Genomic DNA, 12030 nt, shown 5'->3' with positions numbered 1-12030 from the left:
GAATCCTTAACTTTGGAATTTATTATTTGGAAAAGAGGGATTCTTATGCCGTTTCTTGGAAGTGTGTACCAAGTATTTGGATTATATTCAGAAATTTATCATGCGATGATTTGTATGGAGGAGAAAGAGAGTCAATCAATTCATGAATGTATCAGTGGAGATGAAAGAGAAACTGTAGAAGAATAATAAAGAACATGCAGCAAACTGTTGCATGTTCTTTTCGTTTTCTTATAGTTTTACAACATTCTTAGGTTTTGACCTCTGTTAACTTGTTTGAATGCAATTTACTGTAACATTACTTTCGTACATTCAAATCCTTTTTCGCTATTAAACCATTTTACTGTCCTGATTGTTTTCATATAAAAAACTTTTAAAATATTCCTAAAGATGTGTTTCCTATTTATATGAACCGAGCAAATATAAGCATATATTTAAATCTATTATCATTTTTACGTTAAAATGGAAGATAAGAACAGTAAATGTTCATTATCGTTTTTGAAACCTCAAAACAACGAAAGCCCTACCTCTCTTTCGTCCTTACGGCTCCGATGACCGTGCCAGTATGAATCGGGATATCCAAAAACAATGCTTGGATAAATGAACCTCATCGTATACTTAGAAGTATGGGAATAAAAAGTGGTGAGAATAATTCATTTAGAGGAAAAAGAATTTTTTCTTAGAGGGTAATGTTCCTATAATCAAATCGTATTTGTAATCATATCATATTGAGGTACATAAAGCAAAAAAAAAACAAAATAGATGTTAGGCTATTTTGTCGTTTTAGGTATCTTATATAATTTAAAATCAAGTTCAAAACGGTTTTAAAAGGGGTTCTTTACCTAACCGACTTTCGTATTTAACAAATCAATTGCCTGATTTTCAGTAATTCCTTTAATTAAACTCAATTCACTAATTAAAATTTTTTGTGCGTTGTCTAACATTTGTTTTTCACTTGTATTAAGCGCTCTTACTTTATTCCTACGTATTAAGTCGCGAACTACTTCAGCACCTTCTTGTATTTCACCCGTCTTCATTTTCTCCATGTTTTGGGTATATCTTTGCTTCCATGAGAGTGAATTATCTGATTCGCCGTACTGAAAAATAAGTAATACATTTTCTAATGTAAGCATATCGGCAATTAATCGTATACGTGATTGTATCATTTTTTTCATCGGAATCATTACTTCCATATTACTAATGGGTATTCTTATTACATAATATTTTTGTTTTTCTCCTAGGATTTCTTTTTCTTCTATGGCTTCAATCACACCTGCTCCGTGCATTGGATAAACAATTTTATCGCCAATTTGAAACAAATAATCCACCTCCATATATGGTAACCTTTCTAAGTTTATCATATATAAGATGATAAGTAAAATTATTTATAATATCACAAAATAATTATCGTAGTCAATATTTTTTGTTTGATTAGATAAAATCATTGTTACATATTTATAAAACTAAAAAATAAAATGAGTGTATAATAAAGTGAAACTTCCATCAGTGGGGTCTTACTGCCCGTTAGTGCGGGATAAATAATAGATTGAAAAAATGTATGAAAGAGGTTTTAATAATATGTTGAAATGGAGTTATTTTGTACTTATCAATGTTCTCGCTTTTATGATGATGGGACTAGATAAAAGAAAAGCAAAGAAGAAACAGTGGCGTACGCCAGAGAGTACGCTGTTTTTAGTCGCGGCAGCAGGGGGAGGAATTGGAGCTTGGATTGGGATGTATATGTTTCATCATAAGACACATAAAAATAAGTTTGTGTTTGGTATTCCATTTCTTGCGGCTGCGGAGACATATATCTTTTGGATATTATAGAAAGGTCCGTGTGAAAAAGTTATGTAGTGGAAAATTGTAAAAAGGTAGATGGACACTTTATAATGAAGAAAAAGAAAAGAGGGGAGTCAAATGGAAGCGCAAAAAAAGGGGATTATATATGCGGCAAGTGCATATATGATGTGGGGAGTTCTGCCGCTTTATTGGAAACTGATAGATGAAGTTCCTGCAGAAGAAATTTTATCTCATCGCATCGTTTGGGCATTCGCTTTTATGTTACTTGTTTTATTGATTTGCAAACGTTTTGGTCAATTTATGAATGAGCTTGTGCAACTTTTTAAACGTCCTAAATTATTCATGTCATTAACTGCTGCTTCTATATTAATTAGCGGGAACTGGTTTGTGTACATATGGGCTGTTAATCATAATCATGTCATCGAAGCAAGTCTAGGTTATTATATTAATCCGCTTGTTAGTATTTTACTTGGCACGCTCGTTTTAAAAGAAAAACTCAATTTTTGGCAATATGTTGCCGTAGGGTTAGCGGCATTTGGGGTTGCAATTTTAACAGTTCACTATGGATCCATTCCGTGGATTGCGATTTCGTTAGCATGTACATTTGGTTTATATGGTTTATCAAAGAAATTATTAGATTATGATTCAATGATTGGGCTCACGATGGAAACGATGCTTGTAATGCCAATTGCTCTTGTATATTTAGGAATGTTAGGTGTTCAAGGAATTGGTTCGTTTGGATCAGTTTCAATTACGTCGACGTTACTTTTAGCGGGTGCTGGTATTGTTACTGCATTACCACTTTTATATTTTGCAAAAGGTACAAAGCTTATTCCGTTATCAATGGTTGGATTTTTGCAATATATTGCACCGACAATCAGTCTTGTATTAGGAATTTTCGTCTTTCATGAACATTTTACTGCGACTCATATGATAGCATTTTTCTTTATTTGGATTGCATTATTTACATTTTCGATAGCGAAAACGAAATTTATGTTAAATAAGCAGCCGAAATTTATAAAAAATAAATCTGCAAAAGTTTCGTAAAACGGCATAGTATTATGTATGCCGTTTTCTTTATAATGTAAGTAAGGAAGGATATTCCATTATAAGCGGTGAGGTGCGAAGTATGGAAACAATTTTACATAACAACCCATTAATGTCTGCAGTGATTGCTTGGTTCTTAGCACAGCTTACAAAAGTTATAATCACTTTGATAAAAAAGAGAGAATTTGATTTTGCACAGTTTTTTGCTTCTGGCGGAATGCCGAGTTCTCATTCTTCCACTGTCACAGCATTAGCAATAGCAATCGGGATTGAAGAAGGAATTACGAGCTCCGTATTTGCTATTGCGACGATTTTTGCGATTATTGTCATGTATGACGCATCTGGAGTGAGACTTGCTGTAAGTAAACAAGCGAAAATTTTAAATGATTTTTTCCATGGGAGACAAACGGAGTATAAAAAATTGAATGAACTTGTCGGTCATACGCCATATCAAGTCGTTATAGGGGCGCTTTTAGGAATTGTTGTTGCGATTTGGTATTGTTCGTAAGCAAAGTGAGGAATCAACTTCACTTTGCTTTTTTGTTTTGCACATATTTACGTATGTTATTGAATATTGTATATGGATTCAATGAAGAGGGGGGACATCTATGCTGCTGTATGACAAAGTAAAACAGGAGATGGAGAGACAAATTACAGCGTTACGTACGATGCAGCAAAGAGATGGAACATGGCGTTTTTGTTTTGAAGGATCCCCATTAACCGATTGTCATATGATTCTATTATTACGTATGTTACGAAGAGAAAAAGAAATAGAGCCATTTGTGACAAGACTTATTTCTTTACAAGCAAATGAAGGGACATGGAAATTGTATGAAGATGAGCTGAATGGAAATCTTTCAGCTACAATTCAAGTGTATACTGCATTGTTAGCTTCTAGGCAATTTAAGAAAGAAGACCGTACGATGCGCCGTGCAGAACAATTTATTCGTGAACAAGGTGGCATTACAAAAGCTCACTTTATGACGAAGTTTATGTTAGCCTTACATGGGCAATACAATTACCCTGCATTGTTTTATTTTCCTATGCCTTTTTTCTTTCTACCGGATCATTCCCCGTTTAGTATGTATGAAGTGAGTAATTCTGCACGTATTCATTTTGTTCCAACGCTCATTTGTATGAATAAGAAATTTGTAATAGAAGAAAATATTATTCCTAATCTTAGTCACATAGTGGGTGCGAATAAATCAAATTGGTTTCATTATAAACGCTCTTCTGTTTTCCAAACAATTTTATCAGAAGGAAAAAAGCTAATTTCTTATCCATATTCTCTTCATCATAAAGGATATAAAGCAGCGGAACGTTTTATGCTAGAACGTATAGAAGGAAATGGAACACTTTACACTTATGCGAGCGCTACTTTTTATATGATTTACGCTCTCCTTGCTCTCGGTCATTCTATACATTCTCCTATTATTGAGAAAGCTGTATCAGGGATACAGTCGTACATATGGAATACAAAAAATGGTGCCCATTTGCAAAACTCACCTTCAACGGTGTGGGATACTGCTCTTTTAAGTTATGCTCTGCAAGAAGCAAATGTGTCAGAAGATGATGCGATGATTGAACGAGCAAATCGTTATTTATTAAAGAAGCAGCATACTTCTTATGGAGATTGGCATATTCATGCACCTTCTTTGTCTCCTGGCGGATGGGGATTTACTGATATGAATACAATTGTGCCAGATTGTGATGATACATCAGCAGTACTACGCTCACTTACTTACATTGCGAAGAAAGATAAGAAAGTAAAACAAGCTTGGAATAACGGGATACATTGGATTCTTGGGATGCAAAATAAAGATGGCGGATGGGGAGCATTTGAGAAGGATGTTGATAAGCATATGTTTACGCATGTTCCTCTCGATAATGCAGAAGATATGATTCTTGATCCGTCTACACCAGATATAACGGGAAGGGTACTAGAATTTTTTGGAACGAATGCGCCAAATGAAATAAGGACTGATGATTTACATCGTGCAATGCAGTGGCTTCTACGCAATCAAGAACAAAATGGTTCTTGGTATGGAAAATGGGGAGTTTGTTACATATATGGTACATGGGCTGTTGTAACAGGCCTGCGAGCAAATGGTCTGTCAGGGAATCACCCGGCACTGGAAAAAGCAGCACGGTGGTTAGAAATGATTCAACATCATGATGGCGGATGGGGAGAATCGTGTAGAAGTAGTAAAGAAAAGCGGTTTATTTCAATACCTTTTAGTACACCTTCTCAAACGGCATGGGCTTTAGATGCCCTAATCGCTGTGCATGATACGGAGACAGCATGTATTCAAAAGGGAATCAATTATTTGTTAGAGCATTCTTTAGGGCATATTGAATATCCGACTGGAACAGGATTGCCTGGGGGGTTTTATATTCGCTATCATAGTTATCATCGCTTATTTCCCTTACTTACCTTTGCGCATTATGTGAAAAAATACAAAAAATAAACCGAGAATATGTCCTCGGTTTATTTTTTGTTTGGTTGGTGTTTTTGACGTGCATCTGCAGCATCTGCACGTGCTTGTGCTTCTAAATCATCTTGATCAGCGAGTTCTTGAGAAAACTCAACATCAATGCCATCAGACACTTTGTTTTGTTGTAAATTCTTTTTTTTCATCTCACACAATCTCCTTGTGTTATGTTAAGTTTCGATTATAGTGTGACACAAATAGACTTTTTTATGCAAAAAAGGAGAATGAAATGTATAAGACGAAATATATAGAAAATACATAGAAAAAGCGAGGGAGAAGGATGAACTTTTTAGAGGGGAAAACAGCTGTTGTTACAGGTGCAGCACAAGGGATTGGAAAAGAAATTGCACGTGTATTTGGCGCTTTAGGAGCGAAAGTATTACTAAGTGATATGAATCAAGAAGCTTTAAACAGTGCGACAACACAGTTATTGCAAGAAGGATATGATGTAGGGGCATATGTTTGTGATGTAAGCAGTCATACAGATGCAAAGTCGCTAATTGAGTATGCAATTCAAACATATGGTGCATTGCATATTTTAGTAAATAATGCTGGGATTACACGAGATGCAATGCTGCATAAAATGGAAAAAACAGCATGGGAGCAAGTGTTACAAGTAAATGTAACGGGTGTATTTAACTGTATGCAACCAGCGCTTTTGCATATGCGTAAACAACAATATGGACGCATTATTAATATTTCTTCAATTAGCTGGCAAGGGAATATCGGTCAAGCAAACTATGCAGCTGCGAAAGCGGGTGTAATTGGGCTTACAAAAACAGCGTCAAAAGAAGCAGCTGGATTTGGTGTTACATGTAATGCAATTTGTCCTGGATTTATGGATACCGATATGACGCAAGCCATACCGGATACAGTAAAGGAAAAGATGATTGCAGCCATTCCAGCTGGGCGAATTGGAGCACCGCAAGATATTGCACATGCAGCTGCTTTTCTAGCATCAGACTTTGCTTCTTATATTACTGGAGAAGTGTTAAATGTAAGCGGGGGGTTACAAGTATAAAAAAGGAGTAAAGCTGACTGTTTGTTAGAGAAGGGAAAAGGTCTTGCCAATTGGCAAGACCTTTTTTTAGTTTAAGTTAATCCAAACGCTTTTTACTTCTGTATAGTTATTTAACGCGTAAGAGCCCATTTCACGTCCAAGACCTGACTGTTTATAACCTCCAAACGGAGAGGCTGCATCAAAGACGTTATAACAGTTTACCCACACTGTTCCAGCTCGTAATTTACTTGCAACATAATGCGCATTCTTCAAGTTTTCTGTCCACAAACCAGCAGCTAATCCATATGCTGATTTGTTAGCGCGTTCAATAACTTCATCAATGTCATCAAATGGCATTGCAGCAACGACAGGACCAAAAATTTCTTCTTTCGCAATTGTCATTTCATCTTGTACAGCTGCGAAAATTGTTGGAGCAACATAATAACCGTGTTCGTAAGGTTTATTTCCGCCAACTAATATTTCTGCTCCTTCAGTTTTTCCTTTTTCAATATAGCCCATCACTCGATTTTGCTGCTCTTGTGATACGAGGGGACCAATGTTTGTTTTTGGATCTAATCCAGATCCTTGCGTTAAGCTCTTTGAATATAAGGCAAGATCTGCAACAACATTATCATACATTTTCTTTGGAATGAACAAGCGAGATCCAGCACAACATACTTGTCCTTGGTTAAACATAACACCAGAAAGTGCTGCTGGAATTGCACGAGATAAATCAGCATCAGGTAAAATAATATTTGGTGATTTACCACCGAGCTCTAATGTTACGCGCTTTAATGATTGGGATGCTTCTTTCATAATGTGTTTCCCAACTTCAGTTGAGCCTGTGAAAGCAATTTTATCAACGAGAGGATGACTGACAAGAGCTTGACCAGCTGTTTCACCGTATCCAGGTACAATGTTAATCACACCTTTTGGGAATCCAGCTTCTTCCATCAGTTCAGCTAAATATAGTGCGGAAAGAGGAGTTTGTTCTGCTGGTTTTAGTACGACGGTACATCCAGTTGCTAGTGCTGCTCCCAGCTTCCACATCGCCATTAAAAGCGGGAAGTTCCATGGGATAATTTGACCAACAACACCAACGGGTTCATGGCGTGTATAATTAAAATAGTCTCCTGAAACAGGAATTGTTTGGCCAACTAATTTTGTTGCCCATCCAGCATAATAACGCATATGTTCAATTGCAAGAGGAATATCTGCAGTTGTTGTTTCTTGAATTGGTTTTCCATTGTCTAATGTTTCAAGCTGTGCAAGCTCATCTTTATGTTTTTCCATTAAATCAGCAAGCTTGTACATGAAACGGCTACGATCAGCACTGCTCATACGTGACCATGGCCCCTCATCAAATGCTTGACGTGCTGCTACGACAGCTTTATGAATATCTTCACGTCCGCCTTCATATACAACAGCTAACGTATCGCCAGTTGCTGGGTTTGGTGTTTTAAATGTTCTACCGGAAGCGCTTTCAATAAAGGCCCCATTTACATATAGTTTCTTTGTTCCTTGTAAAAATTTCTCTACTTTTTCATGGAGATTCACAGCTAGTTGACTCATTATATAACCCCCTTAAAAATATATAATGTAAACGCAGTAAAATACTGCATTTATTCCAAATAAAAGAGGAGTTGCCGGATAAAGCGCAGCTTCTATCAGTAGAGGTTTTTCTTTATTCCCCACTGCTGGAAAGCTTTCACCAATCGGGCACATGCCAGCAGTTATCTCCCATCTATCTTTTTTGTTCTCTCAAAATCTTGAGAGGGGAGTTTTACTGTCCGTTAATGCAGGATAAACTAGGTGAAGGACATCCAATTTCAATCGTAACTTAAAAAATCAGAAATTTCAATCTTATTTATGTTACAATTGTTAAAAATATGTAATTTTGTGATGTAGGTCTAATATTATGCACAAGAGATATTCATTTTGCTTTTTTTATAGGAAAAACGATACAAACAATGGTACAATAATACATCGTGAAAGGAGGGGAAAGAAATGAATCAACATCATGATGATCCGCGTTTTCGCGTCGCACATCGTGAAGCGTGGATCGGAGTTGGACTTGCTGTGATCAACTTTTTATTATGGTACGGTTTCGCATATGGATTAGGTAGCGGCAATCCAAAAGAATATACATATGTACTAGGGTTTCCAGCCTGGTTCTTTTATAGTTGTATAGTAGGGTTTATTGTAATGGTTTTACTTATTGTATTTGTTGTCCGTTTCGTATTTCAAGATGTTTCGTTTGATGAGGAAGAAAAGAGTGAGGAATGAAAATGAACTGGTATGTAATTATTCCAATGATGTTATCTTTTATGGTTGTGTTTTTAATTGGTGTATATGCGTCGAGACGTGTTCGAACGACTGCGCATAACAATTTTTTGCAAGAGTATTTTCTGGGCGGACGCGAACTTGGTGGATTGTTATTAGCAATGACGATGATTGCGACGTATGGTAGCGCAAGTAGCTTTATCGGTGGGCCTGGAATTGCATACAACATGGGACTTGGCTGGGTATTATTATCGGCTATTCAAGTTGTAACGGGTTACATTGTACTAACTGTACTTGGAAAGAAATTTGCGATTATTGCAAGAAAAATGAAAGCTATTACGTTAATTGATTACTTGAAAGGAAGATATAACAATAAAGCTGTTGTTATTTTATCAGCATTATGTATTATTATTTTCTTGTTTTCGGCAACTGTTGCGCAGTGGGTTGGCGGTGGAAGATTAATTGAATCGTTAACAGGTCTTTCTTATACAACGTCTTTATTTCTTTTTACGTTTTTTGTACTTGTTTATGTTTTGATTGGCGGATTTCGTGCTGTTGCGCTTTCAGATACAATACTGGGTCTTATTATGCTGCTCGGTACAACAATTATTTTAATTGGTACAATTATTGCGGGCGGCGGTATTTCGAATATTATGCACGAGCTTGTACAGATTGATCCCAATTTAATTACGCCATTTGGAGTAGATGGTAGTTTAACAAAGGTATATGTGTCTTCATATTGGATTTTGATTGGCGTTGGAGTGGTAGGTTTGCCGCAAATTAGTGTGCGTGCCATGTCTTATAAAAACTCAAAAGCGATGCATCAAGCTTTAATTATTGGTACTATTGTCGTCGGTACTATTATGATTGGTATGCATTTAACCGGTGTATTTGCCCGTGTTGTTTTACCAGGAGTGGAAGTACCTGATACAGTAATGCCGTTGCTTGCGATGAAAGTATTACCGCCTTGGCTTGCGGGAATTTTCTTAGCAGCTCCAATGGCAGCTATTATGTCAACAGTAAATTCATTGTTATTGCTTGTGAGTTCATCCATTATTAAAGATATTTATGTAAATTACATAAACGAAAATGCTGCTGCTCAAACAGTAAAAAGAGCAACGCTATGGATTACAGCGATTGTTGGATTACTTGTTTATGCTGCAGCGATTAAACCGCCTGATTTTTTAATTTGGTTAAATTTATTTTCCTTTGGTGGTTTAGAGGCAGCGTTCATTTGGCCGCTTGTGCTTGGGTTGTATTGGAGAAGGGGGAATGCTGCCGGGGCACTCGCTTCTATTATTGTTGGAGTTGGCTCTTATATGGGATTTCATTTGTTTCTCCCTAATCCTTTTGGTGTTCATACAGTCGTATTTCCAGTATGTTTAGCACTTATTGCCTATATTATAGGAAGCACGTTGTTTTCACGTAAGCTGCAACAAATTTAAAAATTTTATATAAAAAGAGCAAGAGTTGTGTCCTATCAAGACCTAAATTAAAAAAACGATAAATAAAGGACAATACATATTTTATATAACTAATATGTATTGTCCTTTATTAAATTAAAACATCCGTTAGCTGAATAATAAACTCAGAAATTACCCTTTGATTTCAGTTACAGTAACTCCTTCAATTTTCATATCAAAAGTTATAGTAACAGGACCTTCTGGTGGATTATGTGGACCTGTATAAGTGTCATATTTAACTTTCACTATAAAATCAAATTGAGAAAATCCACCTGTTATTCGTGTAACCTCTAATATTTCTGCATTCCATAATCCATAACTACGATTTGGATATTTTTTATTAATCGCTTCTCTGGCATAAGGGTCTAACAATACTAAAAAAGCATCATAAAAATCAGTATGTTTTTCTCCGACACTGGTTTTCTTGGTTTCAGTGCTTCCTCGATTCGGTAAGATTAATCCTAAAACTGACAATGTTATCATAAAGGCGATGAAACTGTATTTCATACTATTAGGCTACCTCCTTATTTCATCAGGTAGCCTTTCCGCTTGATAAAATAATATGTGTTAGTTGAAGAAGTAACACTAAAATAACATTTGGCACTTTATATTATATGTGCCTATAAACGTCTGCGTAATCCACCTTTAATTGCTCTCGCAACTGCTTGTTTTCGCCTTCAAACATCTTAATGTGACGTTGTAAAGAAGCAATAATGGCATCTTTGTTATTATCGTCCATCTCACGTTCTTTTTCATGAAATAGTTTTTGGGAAAAATAATCGTCTAACACAATATGTCTAACGTTATAACTTGCTACTAAAATAAATTTTGTTAAAAAAATCATATTTTGTTCATGCTCTTTTTCGTATGGGATAAAAATCGTTTATATTTTACTTCTGTACACTTTTTTTCAGTCATATAGTAATAGCAATTGATAGGATGGAGTTGAACGCCTTGAAAAAAGTGCTGTTTCTCGGAGATCCTGGTATTGATGATTCATTAGCAATCATGTATGGGTTATTACATCCTGATATTGATATTGTTGGTGTTGTAACAGGATATGGAAATGTTACTCAGGAGCAGGCGACGAATAATGCAGCTTATTTATTGCAAATAGCTGGAAGAGAAGATATTCCAATTATTAATGGGGCAAAAATTCCTTTATCGGGAGGATTTATAACATACTATCCAGAAATACATGGGCAGGAAGGATTAGGACCTATTCGTCCACCTGAAACAATTAAAGCAAATGTGGAACCGTTTTGCGAAATATTCGAGATTATCAAAAGGTACAAAGGAGAACTTATTATCGTTGATGCGGGTCGTTCAACAAGTTTAGCAACGGCTTTTATTTTAGAGAAAGAATTGATGAAAAGTGTAAAAGAGTATTACATAATGGGTGGAGCATTTCTTGTTCCTGGCAATGTTACCCCTGTTGCAGAAGCGAATTTTCATGGAGATGCGATTGCTTCAAATTTAGTAATGCAATATGCTGAGAACGTTACGTTAATTCCGCTGAACGTAACAAATAAAGCAGTCATTGCTCCTGATACTGTTACATATATTACAAAGAATACAAAAACAAATTTTAATAAATTAATCGAACCAATTTTTAATTATTACTATAAAGCTTATAAAAAATTAAATCCAAACATAGTCGGAAGTCCGATTCATGATGTTGTAACAATGATGGCTGTTGTTAATCCTTCATTGATAGAATATGTATATCGTCGTGTTCAAGTTGATATTGATGGTCTTGCAAAAGGAGAAAGTATTGCTGACTTTAGACCGCAGCCAAGTGCAGAAGCGATGAAAAATTGGGTGAGGATTGGCTGGAAGTTACATTATAAAAAATTTCTTGAAGATTTTATTCGGGTTATGACGTAGACAGTATGCAAGTTTACAAGTTACAATAGAGGCGATCTTTTTAGAGATCGCCTCTATT

13 protein-coding genes and 1 pseudogene are annotated in these 12030 nt (G+C 35.9%); 9 read left to right on the top strand and 5 right to left on the bottom strand.

Features of this window, described 5'->3' with window-relative positions:
• The first annotated feature begins 45 nt into the window (after nucleotides 1-45).
• A complete protein-coding gene (locus LRP84_RS12500) occupies nucleotides 46-186 on the top strand; it encodes a phosphonate ABC transporter permease (protein ID WP_230575372.1) in 141 nt (46 codons plus the stop codon).
• 653 nt (nucleotides 187-839) lie between these two features.
• On the opposite strand, the gene LRP84_RS12495 is transcribed toward LRP84_RS12500, so the two are convergent.
• Complete coding sequence (locus tag LRP84_RS12495) at nucleotides 840-1331, bottom strand: CarD family transcriptional regulator (protein WP_230575371.1); 492 nt, start codon at nucleotides 1329-1331, stop codon at nucleotides 840-842.
• 247 nt (nucleotides 1332-1578) lie between these two features.
• Between LRP84_RS12495 and LRP84_RS12490 the strand changes: the two genes are divergently transcribed.
• The 4 genes from LRP84_RS12490 (at nucleotide 1579) to shc (ending at nucleotide 5315) form a co-directional block, all read left to right on the top strand.
• On the top strand, nucleotides 1579-1827 hold the full coding sequence (locus tag LRP84_RS12490; RefSeq protein ID WP_230575424.1) for a DUF1294 domain-containing protein: 249 nt from the start codon (nucleotides 1579-1581) through the stop codon (nucleotides 1825-1827).
• Nucleotides 1828-1917: 90 nt separating this feature from the next.
• Nucleotides 1918-2847 carry an EamA family transporter RarD gene (rarD, locus tag LRP84_RS12485; RefSeq protein WP_230575370.1) on the top strand — a complete coding sequence of 310 codons (930 nt, stop codon included), beginning with the start codon at nucleotides 1918-1920 and terminating at the stop codon, nucleotides 2845-2847.
• A gap of 82 nt (nucleotides 2848-2929) precedes the next feature.
• Complete coding sequence (locus LRP84_RS12480; RefSeq protein ID WP_230575369.1) at nucleotides 2930-3355, top strand: divergent PAP2 family protein; 426 nt, start codon at nucleotides 2930-2932, stop codon at nucleotides 3353-3355.
• A gap of 100 nt (nucleotides 3356-3455) precedes the next feature.
• Nucleotides 3456-5315 carry a squalene--hopene cyclase gene (shc, locus tag LRP84_RS12475; RefSeq protein ID WP_230575368.1) on the top strand — a complete coding sequence of 620 codons (1860 nt, stop codon included), beginning with the start codon at nucleotides 3456-3458 and terminating at the stop codon, nucleotides 5313-5315.
• Nucleotides 5316-5335: 20 nt separating this feature from the next.
• On the opposite strand, the gene LRP84_RS12470 is transcribed toward shc, so the two are convergent.
• Nucleotides 5336-5485: a YfhD family protein gene (locus LRP84_RS12470; RefSeq protein ID WP_098309886.1), complete on the bottom strand. Its 150-nt coding sequence runs from the start codon at nucleotides 5483-5485 to the stop codon at nucleotides 5336-5338.
• A 134-nt stretch (nucleotides 5486-5619) separates the two neighbouring features.
• Between LRP84_RS12470 and fabG the strand changes: the two genes are divergently transcribed.
• The gene (gene fabG / locus LRP84_RS12465) at nucleotides 5620-6360 is read left to right on the top strand and encodes a 3-oxoacyl-ACP reductase FabG (protein ID WP_230575367.1); all 741 of its coding nucleotides are present in this window, start codon (nucleotides 5620-5622) and stop codon (nucleotides 6358-6360) included.
• A gap of 66 nt (nucleotides 6361-6426) precedes the next feature.
• Here the strand turns inward: fabG and LRP84_RS12460 are convergent, their stop codons facing one another.
• A complete protein-coding gene (locus tag LRP84_RS12460) occupies nucleotides 6427-7911 on the bottom strand; it encodes an aldehyde dehydrogenase family protein (RefSeq protein ID WP_230575366.1) in 1485 nt (494 codons plus the stop codon).
• Nucleotides 7912-8346: 435 nt separating this feature from the next.
• On the opposite strand from LRP84_RS12460, the gene LRP84_RS12455 reads away from it, so the two are divergent.
• Both LRP84_RS12455 and panF read left to right on the top strand, forming a co-directional pair.
• Nucleotides 8347-8625, top strand: coding sequence for a YhdT family protein (locus LRP84_RS12455; RefSeq protein WP_230575365.1), 279 nt, complete (start codon nucleotides 8347-8349; stop codon nucleotides 8623-8625).
• Nucleotides 8626-8627: 2 nt separating this feature from the next.
• The gene (gene panF / locus LRP84_RS12450; protein ID WP_230575364.1) at nucleotides 8628-10067 is read left to right on the top strand and encodes a sodium/pantothenate symporter; all 1440 of its coding nucleotides are present in this window, start codon (nucleotides 8628-8630) and stop codon (nucleotides 10065-10067) included.
• A 150-nt stretch (nucleotides 10068-10217) separates the two neighbouring features.
• Here panF and LRP84_RS12445 read toward each other — a convergent pair whose 3' ends face one another.
• Together LRP84_RS12445 and LRP84_RS12440 are read right to left on the bottom strand one after the other, a co-directional pair.
• Nucleotides 10218-10592, bottom strand: a complete 375-nt coding sequence (locus LRP84_RS12445; protein ID WP_230575363.1) for a DUF3888 domain-containing protein — start codon at nucleotides 10590-10592, stop codon at nucleotides 10218-10220.
• Between the two features lie 103 nt (nucleotides 10593-10695).
• Nucleotides 10696-10833, bottom strand: a pseudogene (locus tag LRP84_RS12440) (DUF6262 family protein); the annotation flags it as partial.
• Nucleotides 10834-11024: 191 nt separating this feature from the next.
• On the opposite strand from LRP84_RS12440, the gene LRP84_RS12435 reads away from it, so the two are divergent.
• The gene (locus LRP84_RS12435; protein WP_230575362.1) at nucleotides 11025-11972 is read left to right on the top strand and encodes a nucleoside hydrolase; all 948 of its coding nucleotides are present in this window, start codon (nucleotides 11025-11027) and stop codon (nucleotides 11970-11972) included.
• The last annotated feature ends 58 nt before the right edge of the window (nucleotides 11973-12030 follow it).

The sequence above is a fragment of the Bacillus rhizoplanae genome, from assembly GCF_917563915.1.
Lineage (GTDB): Bacteria > Bacillota > Bacilli > Bacillales > Bacillaceae_G > Bacillus_A > Bacillus_A rhizoplanae.
The sequence above is the reverse complement of the archived record's forward strand: the minus strand, read 5'-3'. Positions and strand labels throughout refer to the sequence as shown.